Annotated in this window: 15 protein-coding genes; 5 read left to right on the top strand and 10 right to left on the bottom strand. The window is 71.1% G+C overall.

Annotated features, from left to right (window positions below):
• Positions 1 to 9: 9 nt before the first annotated feature.
• The 4 genes from GEV26_RS03835 to GEV26_RS03820 form a co-directional block, all read right to left on the bottom strand.
• Positions 10 to 2,826: a UPF0182 family membrane protein gene (locus GEV26_RS03835; protein WP_243839043.1), complete on the bottom strand. Its 2,817-nt coding sequence runs from the start codon at positions 2,824 to 2,826 to the stop codon at positions 10 to 12.
• A gap of 132 nt (positions 2,827 to 2,958) precedes the next feature.
• The gene (locus GEV26_RS03830) at positions 2,959 to 3,468 is read right to left on the bottom strand and encodes a PPA1309 family protein (protein WP_208430683.1); all 510 of its coding nucleotides are present in this window, start codon (positions 3,466 to 3,468) and stop codon (positions 2,959 to 2,961) included.
• Positions 3,459 to 4,538 (bottom strand): YlbL family protein, encoded by a 1,080-nt coding sequence (locus tag GEV26_RS03825; RefSeq protein ID WP_243838904.1) that lies wholly within the window; start codon positions 4,536 to 4,538, stop codon positions 3,459 to 3,461. Before GEV26_RS03825 ends, GEV26_RS03830 begins: the two co-directional genes overlap by 10 nt.
• Before the next feature lie 57 nt (positions 4,539 to 4,595).
• Positions 4,596 to 5,018: a molybdenum cofactor biosynthesis protein MoaE gene (locus GEV26_RS03820; protein WP_153651832.1), complete on the bottom strand. Its 423-nt coding sequence runs from the start codon at positions 5,016 to 5,018 to the stop codon at positions 4,596 to 4,598.
• Between the two features lie 65 nt (positions 5,019 to 5,083).
• On the opposite strand from GEV26_RS03820, the gene GEV26_RS03815 reads away from it, so the two are divergent.
• Together GEV26_RS03815 and GEV26_RS03810 are read left to right on the top strand one after the other, a co-directional pair.
• On the top strand, positions 5,084 to 6,379 hold the full coding sequence (locus GEV26_RS03815) for a zinc-dependent metalloprotease (protein ID WP_153651831.1): 1,296 nt from the start codon (positions 5,084 to 5,086) through the stop codon (positions 6,377 to 6,379).
• Entirely contained in the window at positions 6,376 to 6,954 is a 579-nt protein-coding gene (locus tag GEV26_RS03810) for an NUDIX hydrolase (RefSeq protein ID WP_153651830.1), read from the top strand. Before GEV26_RS03815 ends, GEV26_RS03810 begins: the two co-directional genes overlap by 4 nt.
• Here GEV26_RS03810 and GEV26_RS03805 read toward each other — a convergent pair.
• Both GEV26_RS03805 and GEV26_RS17860 read right to left on the bottom strand, forming a co-directional pair.
• On the bottom strand, positions 6,887 to 7,378 hold the full coding sequence (locus GEV26_RS03805) for a M48 family metallopeptidase (RefSeq protein WP_153909358.1): 492 nt from the start codon (positions 7,376 to 7,378) through the stop codon (positions 6,887 to 6,889). The genes GEV26_RS03810 and GEV26_RS03805 overlap by 68 nt on opposite strands.
• A 309-nt stretch (positions 7,379 to 7,687) precedes the next feature.
• Positions 7,688 to 7,846, bottom strand: coding sequence for a DUF5679 domain-containing protein (locus GEV26_RS17860; RefSeq protein ID WP_168217181.1), 159 nt, complete (start codon positions 7,844 to 7,846; stop codon positions 7,688 to 7,690).
• A 184-nt stretch (positions 7,847 to 8,030) separates the two neighbouring features.
• Between GEV26_RS17860 and GEV26_RS03800 the strand changes: the two genes are divergently transcribed.
• Complete coding sequence (locus GEV26_RS03800; protein WP_153651829.1) at positions 8,031 to 8,843, top strand: hypothetical protein; 813 nt, start codon at positions 8,031 to 8,033, stop codon at positions 8,841 to 8,843.
• A gap of 27 nt (positions 8,844 to 8,870) precedes the next feature.
• Positions 8,871 to 10,250 carry an ABC1 kinase family protein gene (locus GEV26_RS03795; protein WP_243838902.1) on the top strand — a complete coding sequence of 460 codons (1,380 nt, stop codon included), beginning with the start codon at positions 8,871 to 8,873 and terminating at the stop codon, positions 10,248 to 10,250.
• On the opposite strand, the gene GEV26_RS03790 is transcribed toward GEV26_RS03795, so the two are convergent.
• On the bottom strand, positions 10,218 to 12,266 hold the full coding sequence (locus tag GEV26_RS03790) for an ATP-dependent DNA helicase UvrD2 (protein WP_153651828.1): 2,049 nt from the start codon (positions 12,264 to 12,266) through the stop codon (positions 10,218 to 10,220). The two genes, GEV26_RS03795 and GEV26_RS03790, sit on opposite strands and share 33 nt — an antisense overlap.
• Positions 12,267 to 12,339: 73 nt before the next feature.
• Between GEV26_RS03790 and GEV26_RS03785 the strand changes: the two genes are divergently transcribed.
• Positions 12,340 to 12,582 carry a mycoredoxin gene (locus GEV26_RS03785; RefSeq protein WP_153651827.1) on the top strand — a complete coding sequence of 81 codons (243 nt, stop codon included), beginning with the start codon at positions 12,340 to 12,342 and terminating at the stop codon, positions 12,580 to 12,582.
• A gap of 56 nt (positions 12,583 to 12,638) precedes the next feature.
• On the opposite strand, the gene nudC is transcribed toward GEV26_RS03785, so the two are convergent.
• The 3 genes from nudC to GEV26_RS03770 are packed head-to-tail and all read right to left on the bottom strand — an operon-like array spanning position 12,639 to position 19,913.
• Positions 12,639 to 13,514 (bottom strand): NAD(+) diphosphatase, encoded by an 876-nt coding sequence (nudC, locus tag GEV26_RS03780; RefSeq protein ID WP_153651826.1) that lies wholly within the window; start codon positions 13,512 to 13,514, stop codon positions 12,639 to 12,641.
• Between the two features lie 4 nt (positions 13,515 to 13,518).
• Complete coding sequence (locus tag GEV26_RS03775; protein WP_243838901.1) at positions 13,519 to 16,692, bottom strand: ATP-dependent helicase; 3,174 nt, start codon at positions 16,690 to 16,692, stop codon at positions 13,519 to 13,521.
• Complete coding sequence (locus GEV26_RS03770; RefSeq protein ID WP_153651825.1) at positions 16,689 to 19,913, bottom strand: ATP-dependent helicase; 3,225 nt, start codon at positions 19,911 to 19,913, stop codon at positions 16,689 to 16,691. The genes GEV26_RS03775 and GEV26_RS03770 overlap by 4 nt, the downstream gene beginning before the upstream one ends.
• Between the last annotated feature and the right edge of the window lie 23 nt (positions 19,914 to 19,936).

Here is a 19,936-nt window from a genome sequence, read left to right as displayed (position 1 = left end):
CGCCCCCTACTACTCCTTCTTCTCGGCCTGCTCCACGGCCCGCTGCGCCTTCTCGACCGCGTCGCCGACCTGGTTCATCCGACGCTGGTAGAGCGCGAGGTCGCCGTCCTTCAGAGCATCCTGCGCCTGGTCGTAGAACCGGGACGCGTCGTCCAGCAGCTGTGAGGCCGTCTGGTTGCCGGAGGACTCCGGTCGCTGCGTCGTCGGCCTCTCCGCGGCGTCGTCGGGGTTCGTCCCCTCCTCAAGACCCAGCGCGACCCGGAGGGCCTCGTCCAGGGTCTGTCCGAAGCCGACGTCCTTGCCGAACGACGCGATCACGAACTGCAGGACCGGGTACGAGCCCTCGACCGCGCTGCGCTTGATGTAGACCGGCTGGACGTACAGCAGCCCGTCGCCGACCGGGAGGGTCAGCAGGTTGCCGTACAGGATCGACGCCGTCTTGGACTGCTGATACTGCAGCAAGGCCTGCGAGACGCCCTTGTCGGTCTGGAAGTCGTTCGCGATCTGGCTGGGACCCGAGATCTGGGTCTCGCTCGGCAGCTGCAGGATCTGCATCTTGCCGTAGTTCTCGGTGTCCGTCGCCTCGGAGTTGACCGAAACGAACGCCGCCAGGTTCTGTCGCCGGTTGGGCAGGTAGACGCTGGTGACGCTGAACTTCGGCGTGTCCTCACCCGGCCGCGCGGTCGACAGGTAGTACGGCGGCTGCAGGGCGCTGGAGTTGCTCGGGGCCGTCGGGTCCTCGGGCACCTTCCACCGCTCGCCGTCCTCGTAGAACGTCTGCGCGTCGGTCACGTGGTAGCGCTGCAGCACGTCGCGCTGCACCTTGAACAGGTCGACCGGGTAGCGCAGGTGCTCCAGGAGCGCGTCGCTGATCTTGGCCTTGCTCTCCACGACGTCGGGGAAGACCTTCATCCACGTCTTGAGCACCGGGTCCTTGGTGTCCCACTGGTAGAGCTTGACCGTGCCGTCGTACGCGTCGACGACGGCCTTGACCGAGTTGCGCATGTAGTTGACCTGGTCGGTCGGCAGCGCCTTCTGCGCGCGGCCGTCGGTCAGCGTGTCGGCGGTGGCCTCCCGCAGCGAGCGGTGCTCGGAGTACGGGTAGGAGTTGCTCGTCGTGTAGCCGTCGACGATCCACACCACACGACCGTCCACGACCGCCGGGTAGGAGTCGCCGTCGACCGTCAGCCAGGGCGCGACCTTCTTGACCCGGTCGCGCGGCTCGCGGTCGTACAGGATCTTGGACTCGGAGTTGACCCGGTTGGACAAGATGATGTTCGGCTCGGCGAACTTGAACGCGTAGAGCGCCTTGTTGAACAGGCCGCCGATCGGCACGCCGCCCTTGCCGTCGTACGTGTTCTGGGTCGCGTTGACCTTGCCGTCCTCACCGGTCGCGCCACCGCGCGGGATGTCGACCTCGATCGCGGCGGCACCCTTCGGGCGACCCACGATCGAGTACGACGGGGACTGCTCGCCGAAGTAGATCCGCGGCGGGGTCGTGGTCTTGATCTCGCCGATCTGCGGGATGTCCTTCGCGGTGAAGACCGGCTCGCCGTTGGGGCCGCGCTGGTTGCCGCGGGCGGCGATGATGCCATAGCCGTGCGTGTAGACCGTGTGGTCGTTCGCCCAGTTGCGCTGCGTGTCCTGCAGGCCGTCGAGGTTGAGCTCACGCGCCGCGATGATCGTGTCCTGCGGCACCTTCTCGCCCTCGAGCTTGTAGCGGTCGACGTCGAGCGTGCTCGGCACCGAGTAGTAGCCGCGCACCTGCTGCAGCTGCTCGAACGCGTCCGAGATCAGGGTCGGGTCGAGCAGACGCGTGCTGACGCGCGACTCCGCGGAGGCGGCGAGCTCGCTGTCCGTCAGGTCGGTCTTGGCCGAGTAGGACTCGACCTCGGTGTCCGCGACGTCGTACGCCTCCCTCGTCGCCTCGATGTTGCGGGCGATGTAGGGGCCTTCCTTGTCGGGCTCGGACGGCTTGACCTGGAAGCCCTGCATGACCGCCGGCCAGATCGCGCCGATGAGGATCGACGTCAGCGCGAGCAGACCCAGGCCGATCGCCGGGAGGGTCCACGAGCGGATGAAGATGACCGCGAAGAACAAGATCGCACAGACGATCGCGACACCGATCAGGATGTTCTTGCCCGGGATGCGGGCGTTCGCGTCGGTGTAGCCGATGCCGTCGAACAGCTTGGAGTTGCCGATCGCCAGGCCGAAGCGGTCGAGGTAGTACGAGACGGCCCGGGTCAGGACACCCAGACCCACCAGGACCGACAGGTGCACCTGCGCCGCGCGGGTCAGCTTGGGGCCGCGGCCGGCGATGCGGATGCCGCCGTAGACGTAGTTGAGGAACAGCACCGCCAGGACCGTGATGACGATCATCGCGAACGAGAACGACGTCAGGAAGCGCCACCACGGGTAGTCGAAGACGTAGAAGCCGACGTCCTTGTTGAACTGGGGGTCCTTGACGCCGAACGACGAGCCGTGGCGCCACATCTTGTACGTGTCCCAGTGGCTCGCGCCGACGGAGCCGGCGAATGCGCCGAGCACGAGGAACAGCACGATGCCGATCGGCTTGAGGATGGGGGTCAGCGCAAGGCGGTAGCGGTAGGACGGGTCGTCACGACGCAGCGGCACCGTGTCGGGACGCGTCCGGTACGCGAGGTAGAGGTTGCCGATCACGAACAGGCCGAAGATCAGCCCCATCGCGACGAACAGTCCGACACGGGACACCAGGACGCTGCGGAAGACCTCGCTGTAGCCGACGGACTTGAACCACAGCCGGTCCGTCCACACGCTGATGAAGATCGAGCCGAGCAGGAGCAGCACGGCCAAGGTCACAAGGGTCGGGACGAGCACCCGCTGGCGTCGCCCGGACCCCGACGGGGGTTGGGGCTGGCGCGGACGGGGTGTTCCGAAGATGTCGCTCACAGGTCTCCTGGGTGAAGGGGTGTCAAGACTCTAGGTCAGGGTGGTGCGGAGGTGCTCGATCAGGCCGGGGACCAGGTCAGGGCCCTCCAGCAGCTCCGCGTCTGCGGGGTCCCTGGCGCGGACCGCACTGTGGGACCGGCCGTCGCGCGTCACCGCGGCGACGAGGCGCACCTCGCGGCGGTCGGGGTGGTTGATGGCCGCCTCGACGATCGCGTCGGGGTCCTCGGGCAGCGACTCCTCGGCCTCCGGCGGCAGCATGATGCGTTCGATCACGGCGGCGCAGCCCATCACGGCGTCGGGCCACTCGATCTCGGTCAGCAGGTCCTCGAGCTCACGTCCCTCGGGCAGCTCCTGCTCGATCGGCGTGATGCCGTCGGGGTCGCCACCGAGCTGGTCGGCGAGGCCGGGCTCGGCCGCGACGAGATCTGCCGTGGGCACCAGCGCGAACAGGCGCGGGGGCTGGTCCCATCCCTCGGCGCCCACGTGCGACTCGACCTCGAGGGCGGCCTGGCGGAGCGGGGAGTCGGGCATCAGCTGCATGAGGGAACCTTCGCCTTGGGGTCCTTGGCCAGCGCCTCGAGCGAGGAGATGGCGTCGTCGAGCTTCGTGATCTTGACCAGCTTGAGGCCGTGGTCGTCGCCGTCCGCGGCCTCGGCGCAGTTGGCCGCCGGCACGAGGAAGATCGTCGCCTTGGCCTCTGCCGCGCCGGCCATCTTCTGCCGCACCCCGCCGATCGCGCCGACCACGCCGTCCGCGGAGATCTCGCCGGTCCCCGCGATCGTCTTGCCGCCGGTCAGCTGGCCGGGGGTCAGCTTGTCGTAGATCGCGAGGGCGAACATCGAGCCTGCGCTGGGTCCGCCGATCTCGCGGCCCACGTTGTTGTCGACCTTGATCGGGAAGCTGAACTTGGTGCCGATCGAGATGCCGAGCCGCGGCACGTCCGGGTCCTGGGGGTCTGCGCGGGTGACGATCGAGACCGTCCGCGGGGTGCCCTTGCGCTCGATGCCGACCTCGACCGTGTCGCCGGGCTCGACCGAGCCGACCGCCTTGACGACGGCATCCGACGACGTGACCTCGGTGCCGTCGACACTCGTCACGATGTCGCCCGACTCGAGCTTGCCGGCCGCCGCGCCGTCCTTGACCACGGCGGCGATGACCGGGCGACCGGGGACGTCGTAGCCCGCAGCGCGCAGGGCGGCGACCTTCGAGGCGTCCTTGGAGCTCGCGAGCTGGGCGGCTGACTGCGCGCTCGACTCCTTCTCGGACTCATCGTCGGGATAGACCAGCGACTTCGGCACGACCGCGACGTCCTTGTCGGCGTACGACCTGATCGCATCGACGATGGACACCTGCGAGTCCGGCCGCGTCACCGACACCGTCGTGAAGTCGAGCGATCCGGTGGTCGGATACGTCTTGACGTCGTCGCCGAACGTCAGCAGCGGCTTGCCTCCGGCGATGCGAGGGGACCCGAGCGTGTCGAACGCCGGGCCGGGACTCATCGTCACGTACGGCACCGGGACCAGCAACGCCACGCTCGTCAGCACGATCAACGAAACCGCCGCCACGACCAATGTCGTGTAACGACGGCTCAGCGAGGAGGGCTCGGGCACACGTCAAGAGTAGTGAGTCAGGACAACCCGGAGCGAATCCCCGTCGAGATGTCCACGCTAGGCGTGGTGCACCCACTCGGAGTCGCCCGACGTGAACGTCTGATGCTTCCACACCGGCACGTCCGCCTTGAGCTCGTCGATGAGCCGGCGACACGCCTCGAACGCCTGCGCGCGATGCGCCGCGGAGGCCGCGACCACCACCGCGAGGTCACCGATCGTCAGGTCGCCGACGCGGTGGACGCCCGCCAGGGCCACGACGTCGCACTCGGCGGCGATGCGCTCGGCCACCTCCTGCAGACGCGCCACGGCGGTCGGGTGCGAGGAGTAGCCGAGGGCGCTGACGCCCTGTCCCCCGTCGTGGTCGCGCACGGTCCCGACGAACAGGCACGTGCCTCCCGCGGTGGGGTCAGACACCGCGGCGTAGACCTCGTCGAGGCTCAACGGGGTCTCGCGGATGTCGATGAGGCGTACGGCTGTCATGTCGATTCATCGTAGGGCGAACACGGAACGCTGGGGTGCGGGGAGCAAGTCGGTAGTGTTGTCACATGGCCGATGACGAGAAGAACGAGCCCGAGAACCCCTTCAAGGGCACGCCGATGGAGCAGATCTTCGGCGCGTTCTCCGGCGGCCCGATCGACATGAACCAGATCATGGGCCAGATGCAGAAGATGTTCGCCCCGCACGAGGGCAGCGTCAACTTCGATCTCGCCAAGGACGTCGCCCGCCACACCGTGGCCGCCGCGGGTCCCGATCCGAGCCCGACCAGCTCCCAGCAGGGTGCCGTGGACGACGCCGCCCGGCTCGCCGAGCTGTGGCTCGACACGGCGACCTCGATCCCCGCCGGCGCGACGACCGCCACGGCATGGAGCCGCGCGGAGTGGATCGAGTCCACCGCCGGCACCTGGCAGCAGCTCGTCGAGCCGATCGCCCAGCACGTGGTCACGGCCATGAGCCAGGCCCTGCCCGAGGAGGCCAAGGCCATGGCCGGTCCCCTGCTCGGCATGCTGACGCAGGCCGGCGGGGCGATGTTCGGCCAGCAGGTCGGCCAGGCCCTCGGTGGCCTGGCGGGCGAGGTCGTGTCGTCGACCGACATCGGGCTGCCGCTCGGCCCCGAGCGGGTCGCCGCCGTGATCCCCGAGAACGTCAAGGCGTTCGGCGAGGGTCTCGAGCACTCGGCCGCCGACGTCCTGCTCTACGTCACGCTGCGCGAGTGCGCGCACCACCGCCTCTTCCAGCACTCCCCCTGGTTGCGCTCGGCGCTCGTCGGCGCGATCGAGGAGTACGGCCGGGGCACCCGCATCGACATCTCGGCGATCGAGGAGCAGATGCGGAGCCTCGACCCCTCGCGGCCCGAGGACATCCAGGAGGCGCTCGCAGGTGGCCTGTTCGAGCCCCAGCGGACGGCCGAGCAGCAGCGTGCGCTCGATCGGCTGGAGACGCTGCTCGCGTTCATCGAGGGCTGGGTCGACGAGGTCGTGACCGAGGCGACCAAGGACCGCATGCCGGCCGCCGCCCCGTTGTCCGAGGCGATGCGTCGCCGCCGGGCCACGGGTGGCCCCGCCGAGCAGACGTTCGCTGCCCTGGTCGGCCTCGAGCTGCGTCCCCGCAAGCTGCGCGAGGCCACGACGCTGTGGGCCGCGCTGCGCGACCGCCAGGGCGCTGATGCGCGCGACGCGGTCTGGAGCCACCCCGACCTCATGCCCGTCGCTGCCGATCTCGACGATCCGCTCGGCTTCGCCCAGGGCGAGGGCCGCACGCAGGGCGACGACGACTTCGACGCCGCCCTCGGCGAGCTGCTCGACGGAGGCGACCACACCGGCGACGAGGACCGTCCCGAGTGACGCTGCACGGGGACGCGTACGACGTCCTCGCGCGGTGGACGGCCCCCGACGACGAGCAGGAGCGGCTCCGGCTGCTCTACCTCGCGCACCTCGACGCACATCCCGACGCCATGAGTCGCAGCTGCCACCCCGATCACCTCACCGCGAGCCTGGTCATCGTCTCGCCCGACCGGTCGCGCGTGCTGCTGACGCTGCACCGGATCATCAAGCGGTGGCTGCAGACCGGCGGTCACTGCGAGCCCGGCGACGCCACGCTCGTCGAGGCCGCCCGGCGCGAGGGGCTCGAGGAGAGCGGCCTGCGCACGATCAGCGTGGACCCCGAGCCCGTGCTGCTGTCACGCCACGAGGTCCCCTCGTGCGGACCGATCCGCCCGTCGCACCACCTGGACGTGCAGTTCGTGGGCATCGCGACGGACGAGCTGATCGCGATCAGCGACGAGTCCGACGATCTGGCCTGGTTCGACGTGGACGACCTGCCCGACGGAACCGATCAGTCGGTGCGCGACCTCACCGCTGCTGCCACGAGACGCCTTCGAGGAATCCCTTCGCCTTCTCCGTCTCCGGGTAGGCGCTGACCAGCGCCCAGAACTGGCGGCTGTGGTTGGGCTCGATCAGGTGCGCCAGCTCGTGCACCAGCACGTAGTCCACGACGTACGCCGGCATGCCCTGCAGCCGGTGGGACAGCCGGATGCTCTGGTCCGAGCTCGAGCACGAGCCCCATCGCTTGTCCATGTTGGTGACCCAGCGGACCGACGACGGGACCGCCCGGCCGCCGAACCAGGACTGCGACAGGGCAGCCGCCCGGGCCATCAGCTCGTCATCGCTGGGGCGCACCCGCTGCTCGCGGCGGTCGAGCCGCTCCACGAGGTTGCGGACGTGCTCGTCCTCGGCGGCCTTGGACAGGTGCGCCGGCATCAGCACGATGGTCCTGCCGCCCTCGCGGTACGCCCGCACCGTGCGCTTGCGCCGGTCGCTGCGCCGGATCTCCACCTCGCCCATGAGGTGAATCTACCGCCGCGAGGTGTCTTTTCTGCGTCCACAGGCGGGTCCGGCCGAAAGTCCTGCTCACGCACCACGCACTGCCACCCGCGCCCGCTCACCGCACAGGTTGTGCACCGCTTCGTCCACAGGCTCGCTCGGCGTTCCCCACAACTTGTCCCCAGAGTTGTCCACAAGCGGTGGACAACGGTTCGATCCAGAGGTTGACGTGGACCCCCGCCGGGTGCACACAGGTGCGGAGGACCCGGCCGGTGCCGGGTCCTCCGCAAGAGTGGGGGAAGTGCGGGGCGCGGGGCCCCACTGGTGGATTCAGGCCTTGCCGAGAATCCGGTTCAGCTTGGTGCCACAGACCGGGCAGACGCCCTTGGCCATGCGAGTGCCCTTGTCACTGACATGGACCTCTCCGGACGTCTCGCGCTTCTCCTTGCACTTGACGCAGTAGAACTCGCCACTCCATGTTTCCGACATTGCGGCCTCCTTGCCGATGTGGTGCTGATCACTGTCAGCATAGGTGCGACGGTGGCATTTCACGCTCGGAGCGGCCAAAAACCCCTCGGCGAGTCGCGGCGCGTCCCCACGGGTCGACCGACGTCCACAGCGCCGCTGTGGACGGTGGCTTGGCCCGGCACGACGACGCGGGCAGGCTGACGACATGGCCCTTCGACCTGCGCTCCGTCCCGGCGCACCGCTGCTGCGTCGGGACGCGACGCACCTGCAGGTCGGCACGTCGCCGGGCGTCATCCTCCCCGACCGACCCGGGCTGCTCTCGTTCCTGCGCCTCCTCGACGGGGCCCGGGACCTGCAACGGCTCGGGGCGCTGGTGCGCGAGCGGGTCCCGGAGCTGCAGGACGACGTCTCCGAGCTCGTGTCCCGGCTGATGGCGGCGGGGGCCGTCGTGGACACGTCGGCCGCCGACCCGCGTGCGACGCACGAGCTGGCGGTGGTCGGCGATCCCGCGAGCGGCGAGGTCGTCGGCGCCATCCGCTCGATCCTCACCTCGGCGGGCCTGCACCGCCTCGACTCCACCGAGCCGGAGCTGCTCGTGCTCGTGTCGTGCGGCGAGCCGCCACGCTCGGCCTTCGAGCAGGCCTCGCTCTGGGGGATCGACCACCTGCCGGTCGTCATCGACGAGGACCGCGTACGCATCGGCCCCCTCGTCACCCCCGGCCGCACCCCGGGGCTCTGCTGTCACGACCTGCACCGCGCCGACTTCGATCCGGCCTGGCCCGCGCTGCTGCACCAGCTGGGTCGGGCCGCCGGCGGTGCCTCCGCTGCAGGGCTGCGCGCGACCACGGCGCACGCCGCCGCGGTGGAGGTCGCGGCGGCGACGCTCGACCACCTGGACGGCGCACGGCCCCTCACCGTCGGGTGCTGCCTGCTCGTGGGTCCCCGCCACGACGAGCGGACCCAGCGGCCCGTCCCCTTCCATCCGCGGTGCACGTGCGATCTGCTTGGGGCCGCGTGATCGCGACCGCCGGACTATCCTGAGCACGTGTCCGAGACCCCTGAGCAGGACCAGCCGAAGGGCCGCCCGCTGACGGGCAGCGCCTTCGCGCGTACGGCTCGACTCGCCTCTCTTCCGCTCGGCTTCGCCGGACGCACGACGCTCGGTCTCGGCAAGCGGGTGGTCGGCACCCCCGCCAATCTCGTCCTCGACGAGGTGCAGCGCCGCACCGCCGACCAGATCTTCAGCGTCCTCGGACAGCTCAAGGGCGGCGCGATGAAGTTCGGCCAGGCCATGAGCATCTTCGAGGCCGCGCTTCCCGAGGAGCTCATCGGCCCGTACCGCGAGACGCTCGTCAAGCTGCAGGACTCGGCTCCACCGATGCCTCCTGCCACCGTGCACCGGGTCATGGCGCAGGAGTTCGGCGACGACTGGCGCGAGCAGTTCCCCTCGTTCGGGGACCGCCCGGCCGCCTCGGCGTCGATCGGCCAGGTCCACCGGGCGACGTGGTCCGATCCGGACGACCCGGGCGCCGAGCCCGTCGACGTCGCGGTCAAGCTGCAGTACCCGGGAGCCGCGAAGGCTCTGCTCTCCGATCTGCGACAGATCAGCCGGCTGGCCCGGATGTTCGGCGTCATCGCCCCCGGGCTCGACGTGAAGCCCCTCGTCCGCGAGCTGCAGGACCGCGTCGCCGAGGAGCTCGACTACTCGCTCGAGGCCGGGGCCCAGAACGTGTTCGCGGCCGAGTTCGCCGACGATCCCGAGATCATCGTGCCGAGGGCGCTCGCCCACACCGAGCACGCCCTCGTCTCGACGTGGCTGGAGGCAGACTCGTCCCTGGCCCAGATCATCACGAGCGGGACGCAGGACGAGCGCGACGGATACGGCGAGGCGTACGTCCGGTTCCTGTTCGCCGGGCCCCGCCGCACCGGCATGCTGCACGCCGACCCCCACCCGGGCAACTTCCGGATCATGCCCGACGGTCGGCTCGGCGTCGTCGACTTCGGTGCCGTGGCCCGCCTCCCCGAAGGGCTGCCGCCCACGATGGGCCGACTGCTGCGCCACGCGGTCGACGGCGACTTCGACAGCGTCCTGGAGGGCCTGCGCGACGAGGGCTTCGTGCGATCGACCAACGATCTCGACGCGGACACGATCGCCCGCTACATCGGCCCGTTCGTCGAGCCGGCCCAGGTCGAGGCGTTCACCTTCAGCCGCGAGTGGCTCCGTGAGCAGACGCTGCGGGTCAGCGCCCCCACCGCCGAGGGCATGGGCACGGCGATGAAGATCAACCTGCCGCCGCAGTACCTGCTGATCCACCGGGTCTGGCTCGGCGGGATCGGCGTGCTCAGCCAGCTCGGGGCGACGGCGCCGTTCCGCGAGATCCTCGAGGAGTCCCTACCGGGATTTGCCGACGAGCTCCAGGACTGACGCGGCGTACTGCTCGATCTTGGCCGGACCGATGCCCGGGACGCGTTCGAGGGCCGCCTCGTCGGCCGGCTTGGCCTCGGCGATCGACTGCAGCGTCGCGTCGGTGAAGATCACGTAGGCCGGCTTGCCCTGCTCGGTCGCCTGCTCCTTGCGCCAGGCCCGCAGCGCCTCGTAGAGGTCCTCGTCGTACGTCGCGGGGCACGTCGAGCACCGCCCGAGCTTGCGGTCGGCGACCGCGAGGACCTGGTTGCAGACCCGGCACTTGGCGACCTTGCGCTGGCGGGCCTGGGAGGACACCTGCCGGGCCTGGTGGCCGGCCGGCAGCAACGGGTCGAGGAAGCGCGTGGGCTGCCGGTTGCCGCGGCCGCCGGGCTTGCGCGCCGCCGCCCACGAGATCATCAGGTCGTGCCGCGCCCGGGTCACGCCGACGTAGAACAGCCGGCGCTCCTCCTCGACCAGCACGGGGGTGTCGGCGTGGATGCTCGGCATCATGCCCTCGTGCATCCCGACGCAGAAGACCGCGTCCCACTCCAGGCCCTTGGCCGAGTGCAGCGTCGCCAGCGTGACGCCGTCGACCGCGGGCGCGTGGGCCTGCTCGATGCGCCGGTCGAGATCGGCGACGAGCGCGGTCATGTCGGCGCCCGGCGTCGACTCCGCGAGGTCGGTGGCCATCGTGACGATCGCGTGCAGCGACTCCCACCGGTCGCGGACCGCACCGGCCGCGGTCGGTGGCTCGTCGGTATGGCCCATCGCGGCGAAGATGGCCCGGACGTCGTCGACCAGGTGTCCGGCCGTCTCGCCGCCGCGCGCGGAGCCCCGCAGCAGCGTCACCGCCTGGCGCACCTCGGGGCGGTTGAAGAAGCCGGTCGCGCCGCGCATCGAGTACGGGATGCCGTGCTCGCCGAGCGCCTCCTCGAACGCCTCGGACTGGGCGTTGATGCGATAGAGGATCGCCATCTCGCGGTAGGGCACGCCGCGACGGTGCAGCAGCGCGATCTCGCTCGCCACGGCGTTGGCCTCGGCGAGCTCGTCGGGGAAGCCGACGTACGTCACGGGGTCGCCGGGCTCCTGCTGCGAGACCAGCCGGACCCCCTCGGTCGCGTTCGACCGGGCGAAGACCGCATTCGCGGCCGCGACGATCTGCGGTGTCGAGCGATAGTTGCGGACCAGCTCGATGCGCTGGGCACCCTCGTGGCGGCGGCCGAACGAGGCGAGGATCTGCGGCGAGGCCCCGGCGAACGAGTAGATGGTCTGGCGCGGATCGCCGACGACGCAGATGTCGTCGCGGCCGCCCAGCCACAGCTCGAGCAGCGTCGACTGCAGGGGGTTGACGTCCTGGAACTCGTCGACGACGAACCAGCGGTACTGCTGGCGCACGCGCGCGGCGATGCGCTCGTCATCGGCCAGAATCGCGGCGGTGACCAGGAGGATGTCCTCCATGTCGATGCGGCCGCGCTCGCGCTTGACCTCCTCGTAGGAGGCCAGCACGTTGGCGACGTCACCGGCCGACAGGTCGGCGACCTCGCGGCGGGCCGGGCCGGCCGCCGCGGCGTACGCGGTGGGCGCGATGTTGGAGACCTTGGCCCACTCGATCTCGGAGGAGAGGTCGCGCAGCAGCGGGGTGTCGGCCCGCTTGCCCAGGCGGCGCATGGCCTCGGCAACCAGCGGGAACTTCGACTGGGTGATCTCGGGGAACTCGCCGCCGTAGACGTGCGGCCAGAAGAACCGGGCCTGGCGCAGTGCCGCGGAGTGGAACGTCCGGGCCTGGACCCCGGCGGCGCCGAGATCGCGCAGGCGTACGCGCATCTCGTTGGCGGCCTTGGTCGTGAACGTGACGGCCAGGACCTCGGTGGGCTTGTAGACGCCCGTCGCGACGCCGTACGCCATGCGGTGCGTGATCGCTCGGGTCTTGCCCGTGCCGGCGCCGGCGATGACGCTGACGGGGCCGCGCAACGCGAGTGCGACCTCCCGCTGCTCGGGGTCGAGCCCGGACAACAGGTCGTCGGCAGGTGGCACGCAGGCTCCTCAGGAATGGGGTGAACGGACGATGTGTTGAGATGTTCAGACTAGTCGTCGAAGGAGACACTCCATGCCCGGCACGTTCACGATCTACTCCACCCCCTGGTGCGGCTACTGCCACCGTCTGAAGAGCCAGCTGAAGCGCGAGGGAATCACGTTCGAGGAGGTCGACATCGAGCAGGAGCCGCAAGCGGCAGCGCTCGTCGAGAAGGCCAACAACGGCAACCAGACGGTCCCGACGCTCATCTTCGCCGACGGCAGCGCGCTGACCAACCCGAGCGTCGCCCAGGTCAAGGCCAAGCTGGCCTCCTGAAGGGCCGCAACCCTCCCCTCACACGTACCGAAGGCTCGCGTCGGCGAACCGGGGGGTCAGGTCCAGCGGCCGTGGATCGCGCCGCCGTGCCACTGGTGGAGCAGCCACCGGGAGATCGAGACGTCGGGCGGCAGCAGCAGCTGCGACGAGGCGGTCAGCTCGGTGACCTCCTCGCGGGAGAACCAGCGCGCCTCGGCGATCTCGTCCTGGTCGACCACGATGTCGTGGGTCAGTGCCCGGCCGAAGAACCCCAGCATGAGGCTCGACGGGAACGGCCACGGCTGGCTCGCGGCGTACGTGACGTCGCCGACCTCGATGCCGACTTCCTCCATGACCTCGCGGCGCACGGCGTCGCCCAGGGTCTCCCCCGGCTCCACGAAGCCCGCGAGCGTCGAGAAGCGCCCCTCCGGCCACGCACCCTGACGCCCGAGCAGGGCCCGGTCCTGGTCGTCGGTGATCAGCATGATCACCGCGGGATCGGTGCGCGGGAAGTGGTGCGCACCGCAGGCAGGACAGATGCGGACGTGCCCCGCCTGGGCGATGTCGCTCGGAGCCCCGCACTTGGCGCAGAAGCGGTGCGTCTGGTGCCAGCGGGCGATGCCGACCGCGTGCACCGCCATCGACGCCTCGTCCGCGGCGACCGTGGGGCCGATCACCCGCAGGCTGGCCGGCTCGAGCTCGGCGGGCAGGCGGTCGACCATGACCGCGGCGTGACGGACGCCGTCCTTGACGCCGAGGAAGATCCACTCCCCCTCGGGCGCCTCGTCCGCGGGGATCCAGCGCAGCCCTGCTCCGCCGTGCGTCGGCACGTGCTCACCGCCGATGACCAGCACGCGGATGTCGTTGCCGCCTCCGGGACCCCGCCGCCACGCATCGTCCTTGCGAAGGTGTCCGGCGCGGTCGTGCTGGGCGTGATCGAAGGCGAAGTCCACCTCGTCAGGCTAGCCCGAGACGGTGCTCGAGCTCGGCCCGGTCCGGCAGGTCGTCATAGCGGTGCACCTCGCCGAGGCGGACGTAGTAGAACACCCCGTCGACCGACACGGGATCGATGCCCATGAGCTCAGCCCACGCGAGGCGGTAGATCGCGAGCTGCAGCGGATCGGACGTCGCCTGGTTGTTGGTCTTCCAGTCCACGACGTCATATCCCTTGGCGGTGCGGTAGACCGCGTCGATGCGCCCGATGACCTGCTGGCCCCCCAGCAGCAGCGAGAACGGCGCCTCGATGCGGTGGGGGGAGCTCCCGCCGTAGGGGCCCGCACGGAACTTCTCGATCATCTCGTCGAGCTCGGCGTCGTTGCCGATGTGCGCGTCGCCACGACCGGGCAGATCAGCTGGGTCGAGAAGCGTCTGCTGACCGAACTGCGCCTCGATCCAGGCGTGGAACCGGGTGCCGAACCGGGCGCCCGCGACGGGCTCCCGGGGCATGGGCCGGGCCAGCTCGGCGAGCACGTCGCCCTGCTGGTTCGCGAGCCGCAGCGCGGTGGTCGCCGACAGCGCCGGCGGCAGGGAGATCCTGCGGACGGGGTCGGCTGCCCGGTCCGCCTCGGCGACGAGCAGGGCGAGCTCGTCCTCGATCTCCTGGACGATCGCCAGCTCGGCCCGCTCCTCGGGCGTGCCGAACTCGGGCAGGGCCGGCGAGGACGGGTCGTCGATGTGCGCGTCGACCAGCGCGGCCAGCCGGTGCCGGGCCGTCAGGTCGGCGGGCGACGCGGGCCAGGTCACCGTGAGCCGCTGCTCGGCCAGGGGATTGCGGTCCTCGGCCTCCGGAGCGGGCGTCCAGACGGTCGGCTCGACCCCCCGCCGCTGCAGCCACTCACGGGTGTTGTCCAGGAACGGCGACGGACCCCTCGGCCGGGTCGCGGTGCGTCCCCACCAGTGCCCCGAGACGTGCAGCTCGAGCTTGGCGCGGGTGTACGCGACGTAGCCCAGCCGGCGCTCCTCCTGCAACGCATCGGCGGCGTTGAGCGCGCGATATTCCTTGTCGCCCGCGTAGGTCCACTCCTCGATGTCGGGCAGCTGGTCGGCGTCACCGCGCAGGGCCACGGGCAGCGTCGTCGCGCTGCCCACCCATCGCGACCGGCCGCGCGAGTGCGGGAACACACCCTTGGCCATGAACGGGACGAACACCACGCGCCACTCCAGGCCCTTGGCCTTGTGGGCGGTCAGCAGCTTGACCGACTCGGCCTCCGAGGGCGTCGACACCTCCATGCCGTCGTTGAACCGCTCCTCGGCCTCGAGGTAGGCCAGGAGCCCCGCCAGCGAGGCGAAGGGGTCGTCGGAGGCATATGCCGCGATCGCGTCGAGCAGCAGCGCGACGTTGTCGAGTCCCGACGGAGTGCCGCTGGCCTCGAGCTCGACGTCGAGGTCGAGGGCGTGCATCGCGCGTCGCGCGAAGTCGTAGAGCGGCTCGCCGACGTGGGAGCGCAGGCTCGACATCATGCCTGCGAGCGACTGGAAGCGGACCCGGGCCTCGGGCGAGTAGGGCAGGTCTCCCGGGTCCTCGACGGCGTCGGCGAGCGACACGATCTCGGTGGGATCGGCGCCCTCGACCGCCTTGGCCAGCTGGTCGTCGAGGGACAGGTCGCCCTCGCGGCCGAACACCCGCCCGCTGAGCGCGGCGGCCCGGCGACCGAGCAGCGCCAGGTCGCGGGGTCCGATGTGCCAGCGGGGTCCGGTCAGCAGACGCAGCATCGCCGGATTGGCGGTCACGTCCTCGACGACCTCGAGGACCGAGACGAGGTCCTGCACCTCCGGCTGCGACAGCAGACCGGTCAGCCCGACGACCTCGAACGGGATGCCCGCCTCGCGCAGGCCCGCGACGATCTCGCCGTTCTCGGCCCCGACCCGGACGAGGATCGCGATCTCGGACGCCGGGTGCCCCGACTCGATCGCCGAGCGCACGCCGTCCACGACGGCCTCGACCTCGTCGGCGACCGTCGGGTGCAGCGCGACCGTCACCGAGCCGTCGGCGTTGTCGGTGTGGGCCTGCAGCGGCAGGACGTCCTCGGAGGTCGCGTAGAAGTCGGCGGCGAGCTCATTGGCCGCCCCGATGATCGTCTTGCCGCACCGGCGGGTCTCGACCAGGGAGAACAGGGAGCCGCGACCACCGTCGGCGCGCGGGAAGTGGTCGAGGAACTCGGTGAGGTTGCCGGCCGCGGCCCCGCGCCAGCCGTAGATGCCCTGGGCGGGATCGCCCACGGCCATCACGCTGTGCCCGCGCCCGTGCTCGACGTCGGGCCCGGAGAACAGATTCTTCAGCAGGTCGCGCTGCGCGACCGAGGTGTCCTGGTACTCGTCGAGCAGCACCACGTCGAAACGTTCGCGCAGGGACTCGGCCACCTCGGGCACGGCCGACAGCTCGGCTCCCCACGCCATCTGGTCGGAGAAGTCCATGACCCCGGCGGCGGCCTTGGCAGCCCGGTAGCGGTCCACCAGCAGGCTCAGCTCGATGCGCTTGCGGGCGGCGGCGATCCCCGCCTCGTGCACCGCGTACGTCTTGTCGGCGGCCTGGAGCGTCTCGATCAGATCGGCGTCGAAGGCTCGCAGGCGGTCGGTCGGCACGAGGTGCTCGGACAGCTGGCCGTCGAGCGCCATCACGTCGCCGACCAGGCGGGGCACGTTGGTGCTCACCTCGACGAGCTCGCCGTCGTAGCGCTCGATCGCCTGCGCGACGCGCTGGAACCTCGAGGCGTCGGACAGGATGCGCAGATCGGGCTCGATGCCCAGGCGCAGCCCGTGCTCGGCGATCAGGGTGCCCGCGAACGCGTGGTAGGTCGAGGTGGTCGGGTCGCCGTCGGCCTCGAGATCGAGGCCTGCGAGGGATCGCCGGACCCGGACGCCGAGCTCGGAGGCGGCCTTGTTGGTGAACGTCAGGCCCAGGATGCGCTCGGGGGCGACCCCGTGGTGGCCCACGAGCCACACGACCCGGGCGGCCATGACGGTGGTCTTGCCCGAGCCGGCGCCCGCGATGATCACGCTCGGGCTGTCGACCGGTGCGGTGATCGCGGCGACCTGCGGATCGGAGAACCGGAAGGGCGCGCGCCCCGGCGCCGCCGGGAACATGCCCTGGAAGAGCCGGTCGAGGTCGTCGACCGTGCGCAGCAACGTCACTGCTCACCACCTCCGAGGATCGTGGCGCCCTCCGGCTGGGCCGGGCAGGCTCGTCGGAACTCGCAGTAGCGGCAGGACTTCTCGCTCGGCGTGGCCACGAACTGCTCCTCGGCGATCACGTGGACCGATCGCGACAGCTGCTCGACCGCGAAGAAGGGGACGTCGGGCGCGGGCGCGTCCTGCGGCTGGACGACCGGGTAGTCGGGCAGCTTCTTCTCGGCGTTGCGCAGCTGCACGAGCTCGGCGCCCGCTGCGGGCGCCCCCGGGGCCAGGTCGGCGGTCGCACCCAGGTCGACCGCGAGCTGGTAGAAGCCCAGCTGCGGGTGCTCGGCGAGGTCCTTCTTGTCGGCGACGGACTTGCTGGTCTTCAGATCGACGACGTGGACCCCGTCGTCGTCCTGCTCGACCCGGTCCATCGAGCCGGCCAGCTCGACCGGGCGTCCTTCGACCGTCGTGGACACCCGGAACTCGTGCTCGGCCTTGAGCGTCGTCCGGCCGTGCTCGAGGTGCCAGCGGACGAAACGGACGAGGGCGTCGCGCGCCTCGGTGCGCTCGCGGCCGCCGATCCAGTCCGCCGCGAAGGCGAGCTGGTCCCAGACCTTGTCGACGTAGGCGCCGAGCGCGTCGGCGTCGGCGGGCAGCCGGTTCTCGGCGACCTCGGCCGCGACCGCGTGCACCACCGAGCCGAATCCCTGTGCGGTGGTGGTGCCGGTCGACGCCTTGACCTCGTGGTCGTAGAACCACTTGAGCGGACACTCCACGATCGAGCTGACCGAGCTGCCGGACAGCCGGATCGTGGCGTCGGGGGCTCGCATGGGGGTCTCGGACCGGGTGATCGCGCTCATGCCCCACCACCGCTCGGGCTGCGCGGGCCGGGTCGCCGAGCCCGGACGCTCGGCCAGCATCGCGAGCAGGCGGGCGACCCGATCGCGCACGACATCGCTCTTGGTGGTCTCGCCGAGGCGCCGCAGCGCCGCGATCGAGCCGCGCAGCGACAACGGACGGTCGGGGCGGCGCTTGGGCTCGCGCTCCGGGACTGCGCCCGAGGCGTCGCGGTGCAGGTGGTCCCACAGCTCGCTGACGAACATCGACGGCTGGTCGCCATCCTCCCGCCCGCTCTCGACGGCGGTGACGACCAGGTGCTCACGGGCCCGCGTGCACGCGACGTAGAACAGCCGGCGCTCCTCGCGCAGCGCCTCGCGTGCCGTGGGCGGGGCGATCTCGCCGTGGGGGCCGAGGCGCTCGGACCGCAGGAAGCTGCCGCGGTGGCGCAGGTCGGGCCAGGTGCCGTCCTGCACGCCGGCGACGACCACGGTGCGCCACTCCAGGCCCTTGGACCGGTGCGCCGTCATGAGCTGGACCGCGTCGGGAGCGATCGCGCCCTGGGCCAGGGTGTCGGCGGGGATGTCCTGGGCGTCCAGCTCGGTGATGAACTCGGCCAGCGACCGGCGCGTGTGCTGCTCCTCGGCCCGGGCGGCCTGTGCGAACAGCGCGACCAGCACGTCGAGGTCGTGGTCGGCGCGCGCCGAGCCCTCGCCGTTGCCGAGGGCCTCGGACCGGAGCCGGTCGCGCCACGGCGTGCCCGACCAGATCGTCCACAGCACCCGCTCGGGCGACTCCCCTGCCACGATCTGCTCGGCGGCACGGCGCAGCAGGGTCGCGAGGCGGGACGCCCTCGCGGCGGAGTGGGCCAGCTGGGAGCCCGGGGCGGCCAGGGTCAGCAGCACCGCGGGGTGGGACAGCGCCTCGGCGAGCAGCAGCCGCGAGGCGCGGGGACCGCGGGCCTCGGAGCGGTCGGCCTCGCGCAGCGCCCGGCCGATGCGACGCAGGGCGGGTGCGTCGAGACCGCACAGCGGCCCCGCGAGCAGGGCGTCTGCGGCCGCGGGGTCGAGAGCTCGGTCGTGCGCGAGGTCGTCGGCGGCCCGCAGGGCGACCAGGAGCGTACGGACCGCGGGCTCCGAGCGCAGCGGAAGCTCGTCGCCGGCCACGACCACCGGGACCCCCGCCGCGCTCAGTGAGCGCTGGAACCGGGCGATGTCGGCGGCCGAGCGCACCAGGACGGCCATCTGGTCCCACGGGACCTCACGGGAGAGTCGCTGCTCGCGCAGGATCAGCGCCACGTGCTCGGCCTCGGCGGTCGGCGTCACGAAGGTCTCGACGTGGACGTCTCCCTCGAGATGGCGCCGCGGCGCGAGGTGGCGCAGCCCCTCGAAGTCACGACCGTCGACCGGGCCGAGGACGCCGCGGTTGGACACGATCGAGGCGACCGCGGCCGAGATCTTCTCGCCGTAACGACTCGTGCTCGTGATCACCACCAGATCGGCCGGGGACCCGTCGGCCTGCGGGAACTCGTGCCGGAAGTCGAGGATGCCGCGCACGTCGGCGCCCCGGAAGCCGTAGATCGACTGATAGGGATCGCCCACGACCACCAGGTCGCGTCCGTCGCCGGCCAGCGCCTGCAGCAGCTCGACCTGCAGGGGGTCGGTGTCCTGGTACTCGTCGACCACCACGAGCCGGTAGGTCTGGCGCAGGCGCTCGCGGTGGGCGGGATCGCGCAGCAGCTGGACGGCCTGGAAGACGAGATCGGAGTAGTCGATCGTGTTCTGCAGGGCCGCGACGCCGGTGTACTCGTCGAAGAAGCGGGCGGCAGCCTTCCACTCCTCGCGGCCCGACGCCTCGCCGAGCCGCAGAACGTCGACGTCATCCATGTTGCGGGACCGGGCAGTGGCCATGAAGTGCTGCATCTCGTCGGCGAGCCCCCGCGTGCGCAGGGCGGGCCGCATCAGGGCGGGCCACTGCTCGGCGTCGCCCTCACCCAGCAGCCGCTGGATGATCGCGTCCTGCTCGGGGGCGCTCAGCAGCTGCAGGGGCCGGGAGAACTCGCTCTCGGTCTGCAGCTGGCGCACCAGGGCGTAGCAGAAGGAGTGGAAGGTCATCGCCGGCGTCGTGGCCGTCGTGCGGTCGAGGCGCCGCCCGATGCGCGACTTCAGCTCGTCGGCGGCCTTGCGGCTGAAGGTCAGGACGAGGATCTCCTCGGGCGCGTAGCCCCGGTCGACCCGATCGGCCACGACCTCGACGAGCGTCGAGGTCTTGCCCGCGCCGGGGCCCGCGAGCACCAGGAGCGGACCGCCGGGGTGCTCGACGACGCTGCGCTGCTCGACGTCGAGCCGAGGGACCGAGGGTGCGGCCTGCGGTGCACCCAGCTCGTACTCGATCGTCATGACCCCATCTCACCAGACGGGTC

The sequence above is a fragment of the Aeromicrobium yanjiei genome, assembly GCF_009649075.1.
In the GTDB taxonomy this organism is placed as follows: Bacteria; Actinomycetota; Actinomycetes; order Propionibacteriales; family Nocardioidaceae; genus Aeromicrobium; species Aeromicrobium yanjiei.
The sequence above is the reverse complement of the archived record's forward strand: the minus strand, read 5'-3'. Positions and strand labels throughout refer to the sequence as shown.